Origin of the sequence: Amycolatopsis sp. lyj-112, assembly GCF_046549055.1 — a bacterium.
Taxonomy (GTDB): domain Bacteria; phylum Actinomycetota; class Actinomycetes; order Mycobacteriales; family Pseudonocardiaceae; genus Amycolatopsis.
Genome location: NZ_JAJPWS010000009.1, coordinates 230,417 through 249,733 on the forward strand (window position 1 = coordinate 230,417; position 19,317 = coordinate 249,733).

The 19,317-nt window shown below is 67.9% G+C and carries 22 protein-coding genes; 7 read left to right on the top strand and 15 right to left on the bottom strand.

Annotated elements, in window-relative coordinates; genetic code table 11:
- Positions 1 to 27 precede the first annotated feature (27 nt).
- The gene (glgX, locus tag ACLJRL_RS27885) at positions 28 to 2,148 is read right to left on the bottom strand and encodes a glycogen debranching protein GlgX (RefSeq protein ID WP_410659256.1); all 2,121 of its coding nucleotides are present in this window, start codon (positions 2,146 to 2,148) and stop codon (positions 28 to 30) included.
- Positions 2,149 to 2,279: 131 nt separating this feature from the next.
- Positions 2,280 to 2,612: a cupin domain-containing protein gene (locus ACLJRL_RS27890; RefSeq protein ID WP_410659257.1), complete on the bottom strand. Its 333-nt coding sequence runs from the start codon at positions 2,610 to 2,612 to the stop codon at positions 2,280 to 2,282.
- Positions 2,613 to 2,816: 204 nt separating this feature from the next.
- Here ACLJRL_RS27890 and ACLJRL_RS27895 point away from each other — a divergent pair, with 204 nt between their 5' ends.
- Positions 2,817 to 3,527: a GAF and ANTAR domain-containing protein gene (locus tag ACLJRL_RS27895; RefSeq protein ID WP_410659258.1), complete on the top strand. Its 711-nt coding sequence runs from the start codon at positions 2,817 to 2,819 to the stop codon at positions 3,525 to 3,527.
- A 20-nt stretch (positions 3,528 to 3,547) separates the two neighbouring features.
- Here the strand turns inward: ACLJRL_RS27895 and ACLJRL_RS27900 are convergent, their stop codons facing one another.
- Both ACLJRL_RS27900 and ACLJRL_RS27905 read right to left on the bottom strand, forming a co-directional pair.
- Entirely contained in the window at positions 3,548 to 4,027 is a 480-nt protein-coding gene (locus ACLJRL_RS27900) for an Asp23/Gls24 family envelope stress response protein (RefSeq protein WP_410659259.1), read from the bottom strand.
- 71 nt (positions 4,028 to 4,098) lie between these two features.
- On the bottom strand, positions 4,099 to 4,296 hold the full coding sequence (locus tag ACLJRL_RS27905; protein ID WP_410659260.1) for a flavodoxin family protein: 198 nt from the start codon (positions 4,294 to 4,296) through the stop codon (positions 4,099 to 4,101).
- A 406-nt stretch (positions 4,297 to 4,702) separates the two neighbouring features.
- On the opposite strand from ACLJRL_RS27905, the gene ACLJRL_RS27910 reads away from it, so the two are divergent.
- A complete protein-coding gene (locus tag ACLJRL_RS27910) occupies positions 4,703 to 5,467 on the top strand; it encodes a calcium-binding protein (RefSeq protein ID WP_410659261.1) in 765 nt (254 codons plus the stop codon).
- Positions 5,468 to 5,523: 56 nt separating this feature from the next.
- Here ACLJRL_RS27910 and ACLJRL_RS27915 read toward each other — a convergent pair whose 3' ends face one another.
- A complete protein-coding gene (locus tag ACLJRL_RS27915; protein ID WP_410659262.1) occupies positions 5,524 to 6,519 on the bottom strand; it encodes an Acg family FMN-binding oxidoreductase in 996 nt (331 codons plus the stop codon).
- Positions 6,520 to 6,740: 221 nt separating this feature from the next.
- On the opposite strand from ACLJRL_RS27915, the gene ACLJRL_RS27920 reads away from it, so the two are divergent.
- Positions 6,741 to 7,403 carry a response regulator transcription factor gene (locus ACLJRL_RS27920; protein WP_410659263.1) on the top strand — a complete coding sequence of 221 codons (663 nt, stop codon included), beginning with the start codon at positions 6,741 to 6,743 and terminating at the stop codon, positions 7,401 to 7,403.
- Positions 7,404 to 7,409: 6 nt separating this feature from the next.
- Here ACLJRL_RS27920 and ACLJRL_RS27925 read toward each other — a convergent pair whose 3' ends face one another.
- The 4 genes from ACLJRL_RS27925 to ACLJRL_RS27940 form a co-directional block, all read right to left on the bottom strand.
- Complete coding sequence (locus tag ACLJRL_RS27925; RefSeq protein ID WP_410659264.1) at positions 7,410 to 9,137, bottom strand: GAF domain-containing protein; 1,728 nt, start codon at positions 9,135 to 9,137, stop codon at positions 7,410 to 7,412.
- 91 nt (positions 9,138 to 9,228) lie between these two features.
- Entirely contained in the window at positions 9,229 to 10,023 is a 795-nt protein-coding gene (locus tag ACLJRL_RS27930; RefSeq protein ID WP_410659265.1) for a nitroreductase, read from the bottom strand.
- 21 nt (positions 10,024 to 10,044) lie between these two features.
- Positions 10,045 to 10,608 (bottom strand): HPP family protein, encoded by a 564-nt coding sequence (locus ACLJRL_RS27935; RefSeq protein WP_410659356.1) that lies wholly within the window; start codon positions 10,606 to 10,608, stop codon positions 10,045 to 10,047.
- An 11-nt stretch (positions 10,609 to 10,619) separates the two neighbouring features.
- The gene (locus ACLJRL_RS27940; RefSeq protein ID WP_410659266.1) at positions 10,620 to 11,576 is read right to left on the bottom strand and encodes an Acg family FMN-binding oxidoreductase; all 957 of its coding nucleotides are present in this window, start codon (positions 11,574 to 11,576) and stop codon (positions 10,620 to 10,622) included.
- A 212-nt stretch (positions 11,577 to 11,788) separates the two neighbouring features.
- Here ACLJRL_RS27940 and ACLJRL_RS27945 point away from each other — a divergent pair, with 212 nt between their 5' ends.
- Together ACLJRL_RS27945 and ACLJRL_RS27950 are read left to right on the top strand one after the other, a co-directional pair.
- Positions 11,789 to 12,202, top strand: coding sequence for an HPP family protein (locus ACLJRL_RS27945; RefSeq protein WP_410659267.1), 414 nt, complete (start codon positions 11,789 to 11,791; stop codon positions 12,200 to 12,202).
- Positions 12,199 to 12,675: a universal stress protein gene (locus tag ACLJRL_RS27950; RefSeq protein ID WP_410659268.1), complete on the top strand. Its 477-nt coding sequence runs from the start codon at positions 12,199 to 12,201 to the stop codon at positions 12,673 to 12,675. Before ACLJRL_RS27945 ends, ACLJRL_RS27950 begins: the two co-directional genes overlap by 4 nt.
- Positions 12,676 to 12,690: 15 nt before the next feature.
- Here ACLJRL_RS27950 and ACLJRL_RS27955 read toward each other — a convergent pair whose 3' ends face one another.
- The 4 genes from ACLJRL_RS27955 to ACLJRL_RS27970 all read right to left on the bottom strand — a co-directional run bounded on the left by ACLJRL_RS27955 (position 12,691) and on the right by ACLJRL_RS27970 (position 15,649).
- A complete protein-coding gene (locus ACLJRL_RS27955; RefSeq protein ID WP_410659269.1) occupies positions 12,691 to 13,590 on the bottom strand; it encodes a universal stress protein in 900 nt (299 codons plus the stop codon).
- Positions 13,587 to 14,192, bottom strand: coding sequence for an HPP family protein (locus tag ACLJRL_RS27960; protein WP_410659270.1), 606 nt, complete (start codon positions 14,190 to 14,192; stop codon positions 13,587 to 13,589). Before ACLJRL_RS27960 ends, ACLJRL_RS27955 begins: the two co-directional genes overlap by 4 nt.
- Positions 14,193 to 14,205: 13 nt before the next feature.
- Positions 14,206 to 15,108, bottom strand: coding sequence for a universal stress protein (locus tag ACLJRL_RS27965; RefSeq protein ID WP_410659271.1), 903 nt, complete (start codon positions 15,106 to 15,108; stop codon positions 14,206 to 14,208).
- Positions 15,109 to 15,442: 334 nt separating this feature from the next.
- A complete protein-coding gene (locus ACLJRL_RS27970; RefSeq protein ID WP_410659272.1) occupies positions 15,443 to 15,649 on the bottom strand; it encodes a hypothetical protein in 207 nt (68 codons plus the stop codon).
- A gap of 123 nt (positions 15,650 to 15,772) precedes the next feature.
- On the opposite strand from ACLJRL_RS27970, the gene ACLJRL_RS27975 reads away from it, so the two are divergent.
- Entirely contained in the window at positions 15,773 to 16,417 is a 645-nt protein-coding gene (locus tag ACLJRL_RS27975; protein WP_410659357.1) for a DNA alkylation repair protein, read from the top strand.
- Positions 16,418 to 16,435: 18 nt separating this feature from the next.
- On the opposite strand, the gene ACLJRL_RS27980 is transcribed toward ACLJRL_RS27975, so the two are convergent.
- Both ACLJRL_RS27980 and ACLJRL_RS27985 read right to left on the bottom strand, forming a co-directional pair.
- Entirely contained in the window at positions 16,436 to 16,876 is a 441-nt protein-coding gene (locus ACLJRL_RS27980) for a hypothetical protein (RefSeq protein ID WP_410659273.1), read from the bottom strand.
- Complete coding sequence (locus tag ACLJRL_RS27985) at positions 16,873 to 18,093, bottom strand: hypothetical protein (RefSeq protein ID WP_410659274.1); 1,221 nt, start codon at positions 18,091 to 18,093, stop codon at positions 16,873 to 16,875. Before ACLJRL_RS27985 ends, ACLJRL_RS27980 begins: the two co-directional genes overlap by 4 nt.
- Before the next feature lie 399 nt (positions 18,094 to 18,492).
- On the opposite strand from ACLJRL_RS27985, the gene ACLJRL_RS27990 reads away from it, so the two are divergent.
- Positions 18,493 to 19,317, top strand: coding sequence for a L,D-transpeptidase (locus ACLJRL_RS27990; RefSeq protein ID WP_410659275.1), 825 nt, complete (start codon positions 18,493 to 18,495; stop codon positions 19,315 to 19,317).

Here is a 19,317-nt window from a genome sequence, read left to right on the forward strand (position 1 = left end):
GTGCGGCGAACCTCATATCGATGGTGATCATGCCGGCGTTACCGGCTGATCCGTACGGCGCAGCAACAGCAGCGTGTGGCCGGAGATGGTGACCTGTCCGTCGCCCGGCACGATCACGCCTTCGGTTTCACCAGGCCGCCCCGTTTCGGTGTCCAGGATGGACGTCCACTCGTCGCCGAGGTCCGGCGGGACGGTCAGTTCGATCGGCGAGTGGTGGGCGTTGAGGCAGAGCAGGAAGGAGTCGTCCACTATCCGCTCGCCGCGCGGGCCGGGTTCGACGATGCCCGCACCGTTGAGAAAGACCATGATGCAGCGGGAAAAGCCCAAGTCCCAGTCGCGTTCGGACATTTCCCTGCCGCCGGGCGTGAACCAGGCGATGTCGGGCAGCGCTTCGCCGTACCGCACAGGGCTGCCGGAGAAGTGCCGCCGGCGGCGGAACACCGGGTGGGCGCGGCGCAGATCCGCCACCGCACGGGTGAAGAGGAGCAGGTCTTCGTCCGCGGCGCACCAGTCCACCCACGACACTTCGTTGTCCTGGCAGAAACCATTGTTGTTGCCTAGCTGCGTACGGCCGAGCTCGTCGCCGTGGAGCAGCATGGGCACACCTTGGGAGAGCAGCACGATGGCCAGGACGTTGCGGCGTTGACGGGCGCGCAGGTCGTTGACCAGGGGGGCCTCGGTCGGCCCCTCGGTGCCGCAGTTCCAGGAGCGGTTGTCACTCTCTCCGTCCCGATTGGACTCGCCGTTGGCCTCGTTGTGCTTTTCGTTGTAGGAGAACAGATCTGTCAGCGTGAAGCCGTCGTGCGCGGTCACGAAATTGATCGACGCGGCCGGATGGCGGCCATCGTTCTGGTACAGATCGGACGAACCGGTGATGCGGTAGGCCAGCTCGCCGAGAACGCCCGGCTCGCCGCGCCAGAAACCCCTGACCGTGTCCCGGTACTTCCCGTTCCATTCCGTCCACAGTGGAGGAAAGTTGCCCACCTGGTAGCCGCCGGGCCCGATGTCCCAGGGTTCCGCGATCAGCTTCACCTGACTGACCACCGGATCCTGCTGCACGATATCGAAGAACGCCGACAGCCTGTCCACGTCGTAGAACTCCCGGGCGAGAGTGGCGGCCAAATCGAACCGGAAACCATCCACTCGCATTTCCAGTACCCAGTAGCGCAACGAGTCCATGATCAGTTGCAGGGTGTGCGGGCTGCGCACATTGAGCGAGTTCCCGGTGCCGGTGTAGTCCATATAGTAGTGCGGATCGCCATCGACCAGCCGATAGTAGGACTGGTTGTCGATTCCCCTCATGGACAGGGTCGGCCCGAGATGACCGCCTTCTCCGGTGTGGTTGTACACCACGTCCAGAATGACCTCGATACCGGCGGAATGCAACGTCCGCACCATGGACTTGAATTCCTGTACCTGGCCGACCGCCGGGTACGCGGCGTATTCGTTGTGCGGCGCGAAAAACGCGATCGTGTTGTAACCCCAGTAGTTACGCAGCCCGCGTTCGACCAGCCGGTCGTCGTGGATGAACTCCTGTACGGGCATCAGCTCGAGAGCGGTCACCCCGAGCCGGACCAGGTGGTCGATCATCACCGGATGCGCCAAGCCCGCATACGTTCCCCGTAATTCTTCGGGAATCTCCGGATGCATCCGCGTCAGCCCCCGCACGTGGGCCTCGTAGATGACGGTCTCGTGATACGGCGTGCATGGCGCCCGGTCGTCGCCCCAGTCGAAGAACGGGTTGATCACCACACCGCGCGGCACGAACGGCGCCGAGTCCAGGTCGTTGCGCGCGTCCGGATCGGCAGGCTGATGGCCGAACACCGCCTCGTCCCAGCGCAGCCCGCCGCTGACCGCCTTCGCATACGGGTCGAGCAGCAACTTGGCGGGGTTGCACCGATGTCCCCGCGCCGGATCGTAGGGCCCGTGCACCCGGTAGCCGTACTGCTGACCCGGCCCGATCCCCGGCAGGTAGCAGTGGTGCACGAACCCGTCCACCTCGGGCAGCCTCAGCCTGTGCTCGCCACCCGATGGCGAGAACAGGCACAGCTCGATGGTTTCGGCCACCTCCGAGAAGATCGCGAAGTTCGTCCCGGCACCGTCGTAGGTGGCCCCGAGCGGGTAGGGCGTTCCGGGCCACGGGCGCACTCTTCCTCCGCGAAATCCTCGACGGCGCGGCTCAAGCCGAACACCGGACGGATCAAGGGACCGATGATGTCAACTGTCCGGCGAAAGAGGAAGAACGGGCCAGGCGTTCACCGACGGCGGTCCCGAGGGCCTCATCGATGTGCCCCCACGGTGAGCAGAACAGCGGAGTCCTCGATGGCCTCGAGAGTGTGGCGCGCCGCCGGCACGATGAGCAGATCCCCGGGCGAGCCTTCCCAAGCGGCGTCGGCGGTCGCGAGGCGCACCCGTCCGTGCAGGACGTGCACGGTGGCCTCACCGGGACTGTTGTGCTCGTCCAGGCCGTGGCCGGCGACGAGCGCGATCAGGGTCTGACGCAGGACATGCTCGTGGCCGCCATAGACGGTGCGCGCGCTGCGCCCGCTCGAGGCTTGTCCGGCGATTTTCAGCTGCTCGCGGGCCAGCGCGGTCAACGACGACTTCTTCACAGGTGCACCTTCTCCTTGGTTCGCTGGGCCGACCTGCTGGATCGCCCATTGTCCGACGCCCTCGGGTAACGTCATACCGGTGGCCGCCAACGACTTCCGGCCTCAGTACGCACCCGGGTCCTCAGCTACGAAGGGCTAGGAGCAGTCCTCATGGCCGATACATCAGACACCCTGAACACCACGACTCACAATCGGGAGCGGAGGGTGTCTCGCACGTTCGTCAAGCTCGCCGACACCTTGGTCGCCGATTTCGACATCTCCGAATTCCTCGGCACCCTGGCCGAGGATTGTGCGGATCTCCTTGGCGTGACGGCGGTCGGAGTGGTCTTGCTGAATCCTCGAGGCGGCCTTGAGGTCGCGGCGACCTCCACTCACCGGGCGAGGCTGCTGGAACTGTTCGCCGTCGAGACCGATGACGGACCCTGCGTCGACTGTGTCCGCGGCGGTAAAGCGGTCTTCTGCGAGGACCTGGGCAGCGAGGCGCACCGATGGCCGAGGTTCCGCGCCGCCGCCCACGAGTGCGGATTCAAGTCCGCGCAGGCCTTGCCGATGCGGCTACGCGATCAGATCGTCGGAGTCTTGACCCTGCTCAGCAGCGAACCCGGCGGCGCGGATCCGCACGATGTCGAACTCGCCCAGGCCATGGCCGACGTCGCCACCATCGGGATCCTGCAGCAACGCACGATCGAAACCGGAGGCCGGCTCACCGGACAACTGCAAACCGCGCTGAACAGCCGTGTCGTGATCGAGCAGGCCAAGGGTGTCCTCGCCGAACGCGGCTCACTCACCGTGGACGAGGCGTTCCTCCGGCTCCGCGGCTACGCCCGGACCAATCGCCTTCGCCTGACCGAACTCGCTCGCTCCGTCGCCGAAGGCACGACAGACCTGGAGCCGATTCTCACCCACCCCGCCTGACAGCAGGCCGACGCCGTGAGTCAGAGGACTCGGCCGCCGTCCACGGTGGTTTCGTCCTCGTCTTCACCAAGGATGTGGACGTCGGAGATGGCGATGTTCACCTCGACGACCTCGAGCCCGGTCATCTTCTCGACGGCGCCGATCACATTGCGCCGCACCGAGCGGGCCAGATCGGCGATGGACACGCCGTACTCGACGACGATCTGCAGGTCGATCGCGGCCTGCCGCTCACCGACCTCGACAGCCACACCCTGCCCCGCCGACGCGGTCGCACCCGGAATCCGCTCACGCAACGCGTTGAAAGCCCGGGCCGCGCCGCCGCCGAGGGCGTAGACGCCGGATACCTCGTGAGTGGCGAGACCCGCGATCTTCTGCACGACGACGTCGGTGATGGTGGTCGTGCCCTGCGGCGAGGTCAGCGCGGCAGCAGGGTTCGAAGGGGCGGTGGGGTTCGGAGGGGTCGCTGCCTTCACGGTGGTGGCGCTGACGGCGTTCGTCATGGTGACTCCTTGGCTGAGGGGAGCGGCCCTGTCGGCTACGGCTTCCCTGCCGGGGCCAAGGGCAAACTCGTTCATGCCTTATTCAGCTGGGCGAATTCCTTACCGAGCGTAGGGCCACCGACCACGAGCAAGTCGGCCTCCGCCACGCTTCCGACGTCGTCGATGTTCACGACGTCTACCTCGGCGTTGGGAGCCAGCCCATCCGCCACCGCCTTGGCCACTTGCTCGGTGTTCCCGAACATCGACTCGTACACCACCATCGCACGCATCACAGTTCTCCTAGTCCTCGATATGAAGTCGACATCTACACGATCCAGCTCCTTCCGCTATGACGACAGAAACGAAGGGCCCTGTCAGGCGGGCCCTCCGACCCTCCTCGGCCGCACAAACACTGACTCCGCTGATAGGCGATCGGAAATCAGCCATAACCTGAAACAGATTTCGCCAGGCTTGCGGCCAATATCTCGTGGTGAACGAGAGCGCTTTCCGGTGCACAGAGCGCGTCCATTCGAGGTACAGCGGTATCGCTCTCTTCGGAAACAGGAGTAAATTCGCGTGGCGCACCCCCGACCTCGGTGCTCTTGACGTGCGGCGGCTTGTGGTCGCGCACCTCAATCCCGCCGGTGCGCCGCGCCCGCGTGAATCATCACCGAATTCGTTTCAGGAAATGAAGACATGAAAATTCAACAGAATCCTGTCCGCCGGGGAATCGTCGCCATTCTGGCCGGAGCCCTCGCGGTCCCGGCCTTGTGGGCGGTCACCCCGATGACCGCCCACGCGGCGGTCAACTGCGTCGTCGGCCCCGGCGTGACCCAGACCGCCACCGTCGTGACCGGAAGCCCCGGCAACGACACGATCGACTGCGGCGGCACGAACCCCGCCAAGACGATCAACGGCAACGGCGGAAACGACACCATCACCGGTTCGGACTTCGACGACACGATCAACGGCGGCGACGGCAACGACACCCTCACCGGCGGCACCGGCATCGACACCCTCACCGGCGGCCTGGGCGTCGACACGATCTCCGGCAGTACCGGCAACGACAACCTCATCGGCGCTTCCAATGACGGCGGCCAGGACAGTCTCGACGGCGGAGACGGCATCGACACCTGCCAGGGACCGGCACCGGATCCCGACATCCATGCCAGCTGCGAGAACACCAGCACGCCACCGACAACGGGACCCGGTTCGAGCACCGGAAACGCCACCGAACTATGCAACGCGACCGGCGGCGTCTTATCCCTCACCGCCAACCCGGTGGGATACATCTGCGTGTTCAACCCCCTCAACCCCGCCAACCGCCGCGTCCAAGAGGCCACCGGCATCTGCAACGGAGCAAACGGAACCTTCGTGAACCTGCTCCCCCTGAGCTACGCCTGCCTCCTCCCCACCACGCCACAAGCCACCCACTCCCCCAGCGGCGTCACGCACCGGTAACGCCCTCGCCGACAGGATGTGGTCATTCGATTTCCGGAATGAAGAGGAGGTCCGGCTCAGAAGCCACGTCCGAGCACTTCGTCGACAGCACGACGCGGACTGGAAGGCACCGCGCCGGACGGGTAGCCGAACCTCATGAGGGCCTGGGGGAACCCGGCCAGTTCGAGGTCCTCGCACAACGCAGAGCGCACCTCGGGCAGGTGCAGAGGCTGGGTCAGGATGGATCCGACCAGTCCCCCGTCGACCGCGTCGAGCCAGGTGCTCTGCAGGGCATGACCGGCCCGCAGGTGGTCGTGGCGCGTGTCGTCGAGCGTCAGGAAGACAAGAAGCGTCTCGTCGGCGAGCCGCCGCTTCAACACCTCCCTGTCCGGCAACGCCGTGCCGGCCCGGACCAAACCCGCCCAGGGCAGGGAACCGGGCGGGAGCGCCGTCACGGCGATACCGGCGCCGTGACGCAGGGACATCTCGTCGTGGACCGTCCACATCGCGAGTTCACGCTGATACCCGTGATCGTGCTGGAAGGCCTCCGCCGCGAACTCGAGCAGGTCCGCGACCCGCGACAGTTCCAGTTCGTCGCGAATCGGCCTCGCCTGGACACCGGCCGCGGCGGCGGTGGCCGTCAGGTCGCCGATGCGCTGCGGCGAGACCGGGCGCCCGGAGAACCGTTTCCGGTAGCTGCGCCGCCGCTCGATGGCGGCGTACCGATGCAGGTCTTCCGCCGACGGCAGTGACCGCTCCCCCGCTTCGATCGTGGCCACCAGTTCCGGCCGGTCCGGGTCGGGGAACGTCACCGTCCTGGCCTCGTAGCCGAGCACGCGGATCGCGAGTTCCAGGTTCGCCAGCGCGGCGCCGCAGGACATCAGGCGGTCCCTCCCCGGCGGATCATGTTCGGGTAAGGGCAAGTCCCGGCGCTCGGTGAGCAGCAGCCGGTCGTGCTCGAATTCCAGGAGCCACGGCTGGATGTTGTGCACCGACGGCGCCCTCAGCAGGGTTCGCGCCAGCACCTCGGTCTCCGCGGTCGACCAGCGTCCGTGGCGCGTTCGCTCAGCCATGTTCCGTCCTTCCGCACTGTCTCCGTGTCCGGTTCAACCGTGCTCCCCGCCGGGGTCCGCGCGCAGGTACGGAGGGCTCCGATATCCGGGACCTAAGCCCCATCGGTTCCCGCTGAAGGCCCAAGGTCCCTGCCGGCCGGGACGTCCAGCGGGCTATTTCCCCGTTCTCCCGAGTAGGTTCATGCTGTACGGCCAAGACCCCGCGGCAGGAGGACGATCCGATGACGACCAAGGTGTTCCTGGTCGACGACCACGAAATCGTGCGGCGGGGGCTCTCCGATCTGCTCGGCAACGAAGCGGACATCGAGATCTCGGGCGAAGCGGCCTCGGTTTCGGAAGCACTCGCGCGGATCCCCGCGAGTGACACCGACATCGCGGTGCTGGACGTCCGGCTCCCCGACGGCACCGGCATCGAGCTGTGCCGGGAACTGCTGTCCACCCGAACAGATCTCCGCTGCCTGATGCTCACGTCCTACGCCGACGACGAAGCGCTCTTCACCGCGATCATGGCCGGTGCGTCCGGGTTCGTCCTGAAACAGGTACTGGGCATCGACCTCGTGTCGGCGATCAGGACGATCGCCGACGGCGGTTCGCTGCTGGACAGCCGTACCACCGCCGCGCTGATGAATCGCATTCGCCGGGAAAGCGACCGCAACGACCCGACCGCGTCACTGTCGGAACAGGAACGCGCCGTCTTCGACCTGATCGGGGAAGGGCTCACCAACCGGGAGATCGGGGCACGCCTCTTCCTCGCGGAGAAGACCATCAAGAACTACGTCTCCCGGATCCTCGGCAAACTCGGGATTCAGCGCCGGACACAGGCGGCCGTGCTGGCCACCGAGCTGAAGCAGAACGACCGGACACCACTGTTCGGCGAGCACTGAACCCTTTCAGGGCAAGGGAACCTGCCAAACGATGCGCGTCCCGCCCCCCTCGCGTCCGGTGAACTCGGCCAGGCCCCCGCAGCGTTCCGCTCGCTGCACGAGGTTCTTCAGGCCGCTGCGCCTGCCGGCCTCCGGAAGCCCGACCCCGTTGTCGGTCACTTCGATGACGAGGTCACGATCGGCCTCGACGGTCACGACGATGTCGTCCGCGCCGGAATGACGGATCGCGTTGCTCAACGCCTCGCGCACGGCCGCTTCGGCGTGCTCGTGCAGTTCCACCGGGACGATGGTGTCCACGGCGCCGCCGATCCGCACCGAGGGCGTCACCGCGGGATCGGTCGTCAGCTCCGTGATCGCGTCGAGCAGCCGACGGCGCAGGCTGATGGACTTGTCGGCTCCCGAGGTGTGCAGGTCGAAGATCGAGGTCCTGATCTCGCGCACTGTCCGGTCGAGCTGCTCGACACCTTGCACGAGCCTGTTCCGGGCGAGGTCGTCCGAAACACGCGGCACGATGCTCTGCAGGCTCATCCCGGTGGCGAAGAGCCGCTGGATGACGTGGTCGTGCAGGTCCTGTGCGATCCGATCACGGTCGGCGAGCACATCCAGGAGTCGCCGGTTACGGAGTTTCTCGGCGAATTCGAGAGCGACGGCGGCCTGATCGGCGAACGAGGCCAGCATGGGGAGCTGATCGGCCTTGAACTGCTGAGCGCCCTTGTCCCGGCCGACGACCAGGACCCCTCCGACCCCGACCGCGCTGGTCAAGGGCACCATCACCCCCGGCCCGGCGAGCAGCGTCTCCTCCGCCGCAGGGAAAACACTGTCGAGCTCGGCGACAAGGCTCGCCTGCCCTCTCGTGAAGACCTCCTCGATCGCCGGGTGCTCGCCTGAGATCGACGCCCCCGGCGACGAACCGGCCCGTTCACTCGACGTCGCGGTCACGGTCAGTGAGCGCGCTTCCTCCCCGGCGGACTCGGCCAGCAAGATCATCACTCCGCCCGCGTCGGCCAGTTCCCGGACACTGGTGACGATCAAGCTCAGGGTGTCGGTCACCGAGGCGCCGGCGAGGAGTTCGCCGTTGACCTTGGCCACCGCTTCCAGCCACCGTTCCCGGGTGCGGGACTGCTCGAACAGCCGGGCGTTGTCGATGGCCACCCCCGCCGCCGCGGCCAGGGCGCGCAGGACCACCTCGTCGTCCGCGGTGAACTCGGCCGCTCCCCGTTTCTCCGTCAGGTACAGGTTGCCGAAAACCACGTCCCGCACGCGGACGGGGACACCGACGAAGCTGTGCATGGGCGGGTGGTTGGCGGGGAAGCCCACCGACGCCGGATGCCGCGACAGGTCCGGGACCCGTACCGTATGCGGCTCCTGGATGAGCAGGCCCAGCAGGCCTCTGCCCTCGGGAAGATGTCCCATGCTCGCCCGGGTTTCCGGATCGATCCCCGCGTAGACGAACTGCGAGAGCCCGTCCTCGTCACCGAGGACGCCCAAGGCACCGTATTGGGCGTCTACCAGCTCTACGGCGGCCTGCACGATGCGCTGAAGGGTCGAATCGAGCTCGATGCCGGTCGCCACGGCCAGTACGGCGTCGAGCAGTCCCTGCAACCGGTCCCGCGTCTTGAGGATCTCGGACAGCCGGTCTTGGACCTCGTGCAGCAACTCGTCCAGCCGCAGCCCGGTCAGCACCGCCGCGCTGGGCGGTGGCACGGGTCCAGCCGCTGGCGGCTCGGCCGACATCGCGGCTCCTCTCCGCAGGCGTGGCCGCTGGTTCAGCGTTACGGCCGCTCCCAGCGTCTACCCCGTGTGGCTGGTGCCAAACGTGCGTATTTCACTCGGCCGGGTAGCCCAGGCGCATGATCACGCCCGGAAACCCGGGCAAAGCCGGCTCGGAGACGAGCCTGTCCCGCACCGACGGCGTCAGCACTGAGGCGGCGACTCCGATCTCGATCGCGGCAAGCCAGGCGAACTCCATCGCCCGCCCGACCAAGACCTGCCCGGCCCTTCGATCAGTGTAGGCAGAGATGATCAGCAACGTCTCCCGCCCGATCTGACCGGTCAAGGCGAGACCGTCCGGAATCAGGCTCGTGGTCCAGTCGGCCGGCCCGGCCGCTTCGAGCTTCACGGCCAACGGCCGCAGTTCCCCTGGGCTCACCACCTGGCACAGCACATCCCCGGGGACCCGGCCGATGATCCGGGACAGCAGCGCCGGAGCCACCGGAGTCCTGGAGAACGCGGTGTCGTGGCTTCGCCATCGGGAAATCGCGGAGTAACCATGGAGGTCTTCCGCCGAGGGCGAGAGCCGCCTGTCGGCCACCACGACGGCCACCAACGGCGCCTGATCCTCGAAGACCAGGCTGACCCGCGCGTTCCAGCCGAGAGCGCGGACGGCCACGGCGAGGTTCGCCAAGGCCGCGCCGCACGAGATCAGCCGATCGCGTCCGTCGTGGCCGGAATCGGCGCCGCGGACGTCCGCCCGCTCACTCAGTTCGATACGCCGGCCCGGCAGCGCCAAGGACCACGGTTGAGAGTTACGCACCGACGGGGCGCTCACCGCGGCTCTGGCGAGCACCTCGACTTCGGCGGTCGTCCACTCCCCGCTCGGCGGGTCATTCGGCTGTCGCATCCCTCGCCTCCCGGCCGGCCGTCACTTCTCGGCACCGAGCTCGACGCCGACGACGCCCGGCACGGTCTTGGCAAGGGCTTCCAGTACTCCGCGCTCGACCTCGTCGCGGAATTCGCCGCGAATCCGCACCAGCCCGGCCTCGATCTCGACCGTCCACTGAGGACTGTGTGAGGAGTAGCCCGCCAGCAGACCGCCTAGCTGAGCGAAGATCGCGTCGTCGGCCCGCACCAGCGGGCGGAGCAGATCGCGCCTGCTGACCACGCCGACCAGGACACCGTCTTCGACCACGGGCAGGCACCGGAGCCGGCCGGTCAGCATGCGGCTGCTGATCTCGGTGACGTCGGTCCCGGGCACGACGACCTCGACCGGGCTGGTCATCAAGTCGCCGACCGTGGTTCCGTTTCCGCGTTCCTTGGCACCACGAAGTGCGTCGAACTCGGTGAACGTGCCCACCACACCACCCTCGGCGTCGACCACGGGCAGCCCCGCGAAACCGTGGTCGACGAGGACGGCGACGGCGTCGCGAGCAGGAGTCGCGGAACTCGTGGCCACCGCCGGACTGGTCATGATTTCCGCGGCACACATCGGATTCCTCGTCACGACGCCTTCTCCCTGACGACAGCTTCGAGCGGGCGGCGCGGCGTCGGGACACCGGGAAAGCCATACCCCAGGCGAAAGAGAGTCTGCGGATAGTCGTTCCCGCCGAGCAGAGCACGCAGTTCGGCACGTGCGGACGGGATCTCCATGGGCTGTGAGTAGAACGAGGCGCTCAGCCCCTCCGTGGTCGCGGTGAGCAGCACGCGTTGCATGGCCCGGCCCGCTCGGAGCCGGGCCACCGGGCCATCATCGGAAGTCGTCAGCACCGCGACGACCGGATCCTGCTCGTACGGCCGCGGCGCGACGCTCTCGTGAAAGTGCCGGACCGGCAGGAGGCCGCCCGCCGAGCGCGGTCCGCCGGCGAAGGCGGGCACCCCGTCGTCCCGGTCGTGTGTGCCGGTCCACGCCCGCATCTCCGTCTGGAAGGCTTCGTTCTGGGTCTGCAGGTGGTCGGCGCGCCGGATCAGCGTCGCGGCCGCTTCCAGGTGCCCCGCCTCGTCGACGAGGACCAGTCGCGCGTCCTCGACACGGGCGGCCTGGCGGACGGCGTTCCGCACCGGCGTCGGCACCGGCTGATCGGTGAACGGGCGCCGATTGCTGTAGCGGCGGGGAATCGCGGCGGCGAGCCGCAGTTCCTCGGTACCAGGACGGTGCCGGTCGCCGATTTCGACTCGGGCCAGCAACGACGGCCTGCTCAGGTCGGGCATCAGATCGGTGTCCGGGAACCAGCCGGCGGCGGCGATCGCGAGTTCGATGTTCAGCAGGGCCGCGCCGCAAGCGAGCCGGGCCTCCCGGCCGTCCGGGTCACACACCTCGAGCACCCGGTCCTCGTCGAGATGCACCTCCACCACGCCACGCCCCAGTTCGAAGAACCAGGGCTGGGTGTTATGCGGCGACGGCGCTCTCACCGCAGCCTCCAGCGCGGTGGTGAGTACCGGGAAATCGGTGAGGATCATCGTGCCGCTCCAAGCCGGTCGGTGGACGCTTCCAGCCTGTCCCCGCCCGGCCGTTCACGGGAGTGCCGTGGGCCCCGGCGACCCGGGACCTTCGGCACCCCTTCGCGCGAACGCACGAAGGGGGGTCGTCGGTCCCGGATGATCGGGACCTCCAGCGGTACCGGGCCGCGCCGTGGCCGGTCGACACTGCGGTCATGCTTGTACGTGAGGTCATGACCACTCCCGTCCTCGCGGTGACTCCGGCCGCGACGATCGGTGAAGCGATCGCGGTACTGGCCGGGAAGGGGATCACCTCGCTCCCGGTCGTCGACGACACCGGAAGGCTGCTCGGCCTGCTGAACGAGGACGACGTGATCCGCGCCCGCTACCTGCCGGAACAGCGTTCGGCCGGCGACCCCGACACGGGCGTGATGCTCGGTGCCCGCACCACGGTGCGGGAGGTGATGCGGACGCCCGGACCGGGGACGCATCCCGACACGGATCTCGCGGACCTCGCGGCGCGGATGCTGGAGCACCGGCTCCGTTCGGTGCCGGTGCTCGAGCGGGGACGGGTCATCGGTGTCGTCACCTGGCAGGACCTGATGCGCGCGCAGGACATCGAAACCTCGCAATGGACCACGCCATGAACCGGCGGGCGGGCCTGGAACGCAGGGTCGTCGTCGGAACCGACGGCTCGGAACGCGGCAGTGAAGCGGTCCGGTGGGCGATCATCGAAACCCGCGCACGGGGTGCCCGCCTCGAAGTACTCCTCGTGCGGCCGAAGGAGGATCTTCCGCCCGGCACGTCGTTCGCCCGTGGACCACACGGCCGGGCCCCGATCCAGGACGGTCGCCCGATGACGGACCAGGTGACGAAGATCTGCGAACAACTCGCCGCGGACATCGTCATCGAGGCGTCGGTCCGCACCGGCGACCCGGCCTCTGAACTGCTGGCCGCCGCGCACGGCGCCGATCTGCTGGTACTCGGTTCCCCGCCGGAGGGGCCGCTCGGGCAGCTCGCTTTCGGAAGTGTGGCCGCCGCCTGCGTCCGCCACGCGACCTGCCCGACCGTGCTCGTCTCACCGAGGGCGGCGCACCGGTTCAGCCCGTCGTCTCCCTGAAAACGCGCGTCGAGGTCACCGCGCGTTCCTCGGCCGGACGACCAGCACCGGGCATTCGGCGTGGTGGGCGAGCGCCTGGCTGGTCGAGCCGAGCAGCAGTCCGGCGAACCCGCCGCGACCGCGGCTGCCCACGATCACCAGTTGTGCCTTCGCGCTCCACTCCAGCAAAGTCTGACGTGGCCGGTCGCGGACGAGCACGCGTTCCACGGTGACGTCCGGGTACTTCTCCTGCCAGCCCGCCAGTCGTTCCGCGAGAAGACGGCGTTCGTCGTCCTCAAGGGACTCCCACTGGGTGGCCAGGCGTGCCATCCCGAAAGCATCATCGTAGGTGACATCGGTCCAGGCATGCACCGCCACCAAGTGCGCGCGACGTCGTGACGCCTCTTCGAACGCGATCTCCAGGGCCCGTTCGCTCAGCGGGCTACCGTCGATCCCGACGACCACCGGGCCGCTGGTGAGGTAATTCGTCGTGCCCTTCCGGCCCCGAAGCACCATCACCGGGCAATGAGCGTGAGCGAGGACAGCGGACGCCGTCGAGCCGATGGCCATCTCGGCGAAGAAACCCTTGCCCGAGCCGCCGACGACCACCATGGCCGCCGACTTCGACGCGTCGAGCAAGAACGGGATCGGCGAATCCGGAAGCATCGAGGTGTCCACTGCGACACCGGGTGCGACCGACTCCGCCTCGGCGACGGCCTCGTCGAGCACCCGCTGCCCGTCCGCCGCGAGCACGTCGGACCACGGGGCCGCTCCGGTGAGCCCAGCGCCGTAGCTGATCCGCTCCGTATGGAGGGCGTGCACGATCAGCAACCCCAAGCCGCGTTCGACGGCGGAGCCGGCCGCCCACCGGACGGCGGCCCGTCCGGGATCGGCGCCGTCCACCCCTACGATGATCTTGTGGTCAACGGTGCTCATCGGTCAGCCTCCTGATAGGTCACTTTTGCTTCCACGACACCGGGAATCGCCTCCGCGATGACCTTCGCCACGTGATGGTCGGTGTCGTTTCCGTACTGGTCGCCGATCCGGCACTCGCCGTCGTGGACCGCGACGGTCCACCGGCTGGGGCCGCCGTAGATCGCGAGGTGGTGCCGCACGTCGGCGGCGATCACGGTGTCCTCGCGGGCGAACGCGCGCACGAAGTCGCCGCGAGTGAGGATGCCCACCACCTTCGAACCGTCCACCAGGGGCATCGTCCGGATCCTCCCGTCGAGCAGGACCCTGCTGACCTCGGTGAGATCCGCTCCGGCGCTCATGCCGATGGCGGGGGTCGTCATCACCGCCGCCACGGTGGTTCCCGGCTTCGTACGCTCTCCGGGATGTCCCCAGGAGCGGATGTCCCGGGGGAACCGGTCGCGGATCAGGTCCGTCTCGGTCACGATGCCGACCAGGCAGTCGTACTCGTCGACCACCGGCAACCCGGTAAAGCCGTGTTCGGCCAGGATTTCCGCGGCGTGTTTGGCGGTCGTCTCCGTGGTGACGGTGACGACCGGGCTCGTCATCAGGTCTCGTGCCCGCATGTCTTCTCCCGGCTCACAGTTCCCTGGTGATGGGGTCTCCGGGCCGGATGACCGCGACGGGACACCCGCAATGGGCGATGAGTGCCTGGCTGGTCGACCCGAGGAGCATCCCTTCGAATCCCCCGCGCCCCCGGCTGCCGACGACGAGAAGCCCTGCCGCCGCACCGAATTCGAGCAAGGAGCGGACCGGTCGTCCCTTGCGGATGACGATCTCGACCGGAACCTCCGGGTACTTGTCCCGCCAAGGCGCCACCTGTTCCTCGACCGCCTTCCGTTCGGCGGCCTCGATCTCGACGGGGTCGACGTCAAGGAAACGCGGCCGGAGCGCCCCGCGATCAAGTAGTTCCGACCAGGTCCGGACGACGGTCAGCCCGGTCTCCCGCAACTTCGCCTCGTCGAACGCGAACGCGAGTGCAGCGTCGCTGGCCGTCGAGCCGTCGGTACCGACGACGACCGGCCCTTCACCCTCGGCTTCCGGTCCGCGCGCCACGACGATCGGGCAGTGCCCGTGATGGGCCAGCGCCACGGCGATCGAACCCACGAGCATGCCGGTGAAACCGCCCAGCCCCCGCGAACCCAGCACGACCATCGACGCCCGCACCGACTCCTGGATCAGCGCGGCGACCGGGCTCCCTTGGCGGACCGCTGATTCGATGACAAGCTCCGGGTACCGAGCGAGTACTGCTTCCCGGACCTCGGAAACCCATTCCAGGCCTCGGCTCTCGAAACCCTCACGGATTCCTCCGGACGCCGGGATGACACCCGGCATCGTCACGACCGGCATCGTGAACACGTGCACGAGCCGCAGCGACAGGCCACGCTTCGACGCCTCGCGTGCCGCCCACATCGCGGCCGCCTTCGCGGACTGCGACCCGTCGATCCCGACGACGATGGATCTTTCGGTGGCAACCGGCATTCCCGCTCCTCTACTCCGTCTTGCTGTTTCCGCACGGTCGCGATCTCCGGCCGGCGTGCGGACCAAGTCTTGTCCCAGTCTCGGCCGACACGGGGTGCGGAACGCAGAGGATGAAGTCCCGCAGGCCCTGCCCCAGGGTCCCGCTCACCTCGCCGGTGGACCCGCGCCGCGAGGACCAAAGTCCCTAGTGCTCCCGCACAGGTAAGCGGCGTGAAAGCCAAACGGTGTACCCGCGGGTGTGGTGGCCCTTGATTTCTCAACGCCCCACTGTGCGGCGGGGTATGGCGCTTGCCGGGCCGGGTGCTGCGAGCCCCGCTGGCCAGTGGGGCGTTGATCACGGACCAACAACCCGGAGACGACGGCTCAAGGTGTGGGCCACCCGTTCGGTCTCTCGTCCGCCGGCGCGGGCGATCTCCCGTGCGAGATCGCCGGCACTTTCGAGCAGGTGCCTGGCCTTGCGCCGGGAGTGCAGTTGCTTGCGGTACGCCTTGCGGTCCTTCCGCAGGCCACTGACCGCGTCCAGCAACGCCGAATCGACCACGCGCCCTTTCGACCGTGTCCGACGCCGTCCGGCCCGCCGAGCGGGCGTAAGTTTCCCGGCGAACCGGAGGTATGACCGCCGAGAGGGGAGGCTGAGGTGACCGAGAGGGCACTGGCCGAGGTGATGGCCGAGTTGGCCGGGCTCGAGGACCCACGGTTCCGCGAGGTGAACGAGAAACACGGCGACGATCACGGCGTGAGCCTCGGCAAGCTGCGCGCGCTCGCGAAGCGGCTGAAGACGCAACAGGAACTCGCGCGCCGCCTCTGGGAAACGGAGGACACCGCGGCGAGACTGCTGGCGACCCTGATCTGCCGTCCGAAGGCGTTCGAGCGCGACGAACTGGACGTCATGGTGCGCGGGGCGCGCACCCCCAAGGTCCAAGACTGGCTCGTGAACTACGTGGTGAAGAAGGGCCCGCACGCCGAAGAGCTGCGCACGGCCTGGTTCGCCGATCCCGACCCGGTCGTCGCGAGCGCCGGCTGGGCACTGACCACCGAACGCGTGGCGAAGAAACCCGAGGGCCTCGACCTCTCAGGACTGCTCGACGTCATCGAGGCGGAGATGAAAGCCGCCCCCGATCGCCTGCAGTGGGCGATGAACAACTGCCTCGCCCGAATCGGGATCGAGCACGCCGAGCATCGCGCCCGCGCGCTCGACATCGGCGAACGCCTGGAAGTGCTCAAGGACTACCCCACTCCCCCGAACTGCACGTCCCCGTTCGCGCCCCTCTGGATCACCGAGATGGTGCACCGGCGTCACGACACGTAGCCGGTGCGCGCCGGCGGTTCAGAGCGGCTCCATATAGGACCGCTCGGACCAGTCTTCATCCTCGTCGTCACGCGGTCGGGATCGCCTGCTCGGTTCGGGCGGGGTCTGCGCCCGCGCGGCCAGCTCCTCCAACTCGGCGACAGCGGCATCGGCGTCCAAAGCGGCCAGTTCGCCGACCTGCCGCTCCAAGGACGACCAGGCGTCGGCGGCGAGCCGTCGCCGCTCCTCGGCGGGCAGCGCGTCGATGACCTGCCACCAGCCCTTCGCCTCCTGGACGAACTCGTCCAGGACCGGGCGGTGAGCCAGCAGTTCGTGCGGCTGCCGTCGTCCGGCGACCACCTCCGCGGCGAAGTCCCCGGCGGCGCCGCCGGTCGCCGCCAGAAGCCGCATGGCCGTCTGCCGCGCCCGCTCCCCCTGCTCGGAGTCGAACGGATCGTGCATCGCGTGGCTTCCCGTCACAGCAGCACCCGCTTGCCCTTGGCCGGACATTCGGCGTCCCGGTGCTCGTAGTTCTCCGGCCACTGCGGCGGATCGCCCATGGCTTTGAGGGCTTCGATCAGTTCTTCGATCGCCTTCTCCCCCGCGAACATGTGGGCCAGTCCGAGCGCGGCACTGATCAGGGTCTGGATGATCCCGACGATTTCGCTGAAGGACAGCATCAGATGGATGATGTCCTTCAGCTCGCCGCCCTTGAAGACATCGACGAGCTTCTTGCGACGGCCGAGCTGGGACAGTGCTTCGCTGATCACCTCCGCCACCCGGACCCCTTTTTCCAGCCCGAGTTTCTTGCCCTTCGTGAGGATCAGCAGCGCGATGTCGATCGCCGAGCTGTAGCCGTGCCGGATCTCCTGCATCAGGTGGTAGGCGAGCTTCGCCAGCACCTGGATCGCCAGGCTCGCGCCCCGGTAGTACTCCGCCAGCTGGACGACACTGGCGCGGTAGCCGGTCAGCCAGTTCTTCGCCCGGTCGGCGGCTTCCCCGCTCCAAGGCTCCTGGATCCCGAACCGGCCCTGGTCGATGTTGGCCGCGATGTTCTCGAAGCCGGCGGCGGCGTCGGAGTAGAGCACCGCCTGCCGCTGCAGCACGCTCCAGTCACCGGCGAGCAGGTCGGCGATCATCGTGATGAAGTCTTTGTCGGAACCGGTGAGCATCTGGATCACCTCGGCGACATCGCCCAAGGACCCGCCGAGATCGAGCAGATCCTCTTTCTCCTGCTCGGCCTTCACCGGCCACCAGGCCGGGTTGGTGACCTGCTCCGGGTCAGGGCCGCCGTAGCCCACCGGGACGGCGTCGCGGAACGACGCGGCCGCGGCCGGGTCACGGACCTCGTCCGCCGGGACCCGCGCGGCGTCCGGCTCCGGGTTGAGCCGGTCCAGCAGTTCCGCCGCCCGCGCGTCCACCACGGTGTACCAGTGCGCCACGCAGCGCAGTTCGTGACCGGCGTCCGCGGCGAGGCCGGCCGCGAACCCCGACTGGCTCAGCGCCGTGCGCTGCCAGTCGTCCAGTGTCGGCCAGGCGACGGCCAGGAAGCTTTCATCGCTTTCGGTGCCGGGCCCGCCCCCTGCGACCGCGCGGTCGAACCACTGGCGGTAGCTGTCCGCACCTCCACTTGCCCGCAAGACCAGGTCGCCGAGACCGCGCACCGCGGCCGGCTCGACCGAGAACCCCTGCCCCATTCATCCCCCTCGTACTTCGGAAGTACCCCTACTACGTCCAAGGAGTTTGACAGGTTGCCTCAAAATGTCACACTGCTGGACCGGAGTACCGCCGCGGGCGTGGCTCAACGCCGGCACTCCGCGTGATCACCGAGGTCGGAAATAGTACCGCCGCCCTCCGAATGGCCGCAGTGAAAGACACACAGAGTGTGTTTCTCGTCGACGTTACCGAAATCGCTTTTCCGCACCGATCGAGTGAAATCGACAAACACGGTGAACTGCGAAAACTCTGGAAAACCGCAGGCAGATCCGATTTGATCACCTATCGTGCGCATTGATTAACGCACCGCCTTGCTGTTAGAGATGACCATTCTGGATTCGCATCCCCGTTGCGGATGACTCTGCGCAAGGACAAGCCTGATGACCGACCTGCAGACCTCTTGCGGTGGCGCGCGCCCTCATGCGGTTCACGCGCTCCTCGCACTGATGCTGGTGGTGCTGCCGCTGTCCGGCTGCGGCACCGCCGTCAGCGACGGTGGCGGGGCCGCCGCCCTCGTCGCCCCGCCACCGCCACCGCCCGAAGCGCTCGCCGGACTACCCGAGGCGAACACCTTCGGCGAGCTGAACTCCGCGCCCGCCGACCCGTCCCCCGCGCTGCCCTCCGGCGGTGAAGTGCTGCATCCGAAGGCGGACGCGGTGGTCTACCGCGCCCCTGGCGCGGAGCCGATCGCCCGGCTACCGGAGACTCAGATCGGCTCGCCGACCTGGGTCCCGGTGATCGCCCGGCAGGGTGACTGGGCGCAGGTGCTGCTGCCCGCGCGTCCCAACGGCGCGACCGGCTGGCTGCACGCCACCCCGGAAACCGTGGAATCGGCGCACAACGACTTCCAGGTCAGCGTGGACCTCACCGGATTCCGCTTGGAAATCCTCGAAGCGGGCAAGCCGACCGGCTCGTGGGCCATCGGCATCGGCAAGCCCGAGCACCCCACGCCCACCGGCCGCGCGTTCATTCTCGCCTCGATCAAGGAGAGTGTGAACACCTACAGCCCGATCGTGCTGCCGCTGAGCAGCCATTCCGATTCGCACGAGACCTTCGGTGGCGGGCCCGGCACGGTCGGCCTGCATACCTGGCCGGACAACAGCTTCATCGGCGAAGCCACCAGTGACGGTTGTATCCGGGTCACCCGCGAGGCACTGGACCGCCTCGTCGAGTTGCCGCTCGGCACCGTCGTGCAGATCACCTAG

What these genes read in the sequence shown, in the direction of transcription:
- ACLJRL_RS27900 (WP_410659259.1), bottom strand. Translation starts at nt 4,027, where the DNA reads ATGACGAACGCCGTCAGCGCCACCACCGTGAAGGCAGCGACCCCTCCG.
- ACLJRL_RS27905 (WP_410659260.1), bottom strand. Translation starts at nt 4,296, where the DNA reads ATGCGTGCGATGGTGGTGTACGAGTCGATGTTCGGGAACACCGAGCAA.
- ACLJRL_RS27910 (WP_410659261.1), top strand. Translation starts at nt 4,703, where the DNA reads ATGAAAATTCAACAGAATCCTGTCCGCCGGGGAATCGTCGCCATTCTG.
- ACLJRL_RS27915 (WP_410659262.1), bottom strand. Translation starts at nt 6,519, where the DNA reads ATGGCTGAGCGAACGCGCCACGGACGCTGGTCGACCGCGGAGACCGAG.
- ACLJRL_RS27920 (WP_410659263.1), top strand. Translation starts at nt 6,741, where the DNA reads ATGACGACCAAGGTGTTCCTGGTCGACGACCACGAAATCGTGCGGCGG.
- ACLJRL_RS27925 (WP_410659264.1), bottom strand. Translation starts at nt 9,137, where the DNA reads ATGTCGGCCGAGCCGCCAGCGGCTGGACCCGTGCCACCGCCCAGCGCG.
- ACLJRL_RS27930 (WP_410659265.1), bottom strand. Translation starts at nt 10,023, where the DNA reads ATGCGACAGCCGAATGACCCGCCGAGCGGGGAGTGGACGACCGCCGAA.
- ACLJRL_RS27935 (WP_410659356.1), bottom strand. Translation starts at nt 10,608, where the DNA reads ATGTGTGCCGCGGAAATCATGACCAGTCCGGCGGTGGCCACGAGTTCC.
- ACLJRL_RS27940 (WP_410659266.1), bottom strand. Translation starts at nt 11,576, where the DNA reads ATGATCCTCACCGATTTCCCGGTACTCACCACCGCGCTGGAGGCTGCG.
- ACLJRL_RS27945 (WP_410659267.1), top strand. Translation starts at nt 11,789, where the DNA reads ATGACCACTCCCGTCCTCGCGGTGACTCCGGCCGCGACGATCGGTGAA.
- ACLJRL_RS27950 (WP_410659268.1), top strand. Translation starts at nt 12,199, where the DNA reads ATGAACCGGCGGGCGGGCCTGGAACGCAGGGTCGTCGTCGGAACCGAC.
- ACLJRL_RS27955 (WP_410659269.1), bottom strand. Translation starts at nt 13,590, where the DNA reads ATGAGCACCGTTGACCACAAGATCATCGTAGGGGTGGACGGCGCCGAT.
- ACLJRL_RS27960 (WP_410659270.1), bottom strand. Translation starts at nt 14,192, where the DNA reads ATGCGGGCACGAGACCTGATGACGAGCCCGGTCGTCACCGTCACCACG.
- ACLJRL_RS27965 (WP_410659271.1), bottom strand. Translation starts at nt 15,108, where the DNA reads ATGCCGGTTGCCACCGAAAGATCCATCGTCGTCGGGATCGACGGGTCG.
- ACLJRL_RS27975 (WP_410659357.1), top strand. Translation starts at nt 15,773, where the DNA reads ATGGCCGAGTTGGCCGGGCTCGAGGACCCACGGTTCCGCGAGGTGAAC.
- ACLJRL_RS27985 (WP_410659274.1), bottom strand. Translation starts at nt 18,093, where the DNA reads ATGGGGCAGGGGTTCTCGGTCGAGCCGGCCGCGGTGCGCGGTCTCGGC.
- ACLJRL_RS27990 (WP_410659275.1), top strand. Translation starts at nt 18,493, where the DNA reads ATGACCGACCTGCAGACCTCTTGCGGTGGCGCGCGCCCTCATGCGGTT.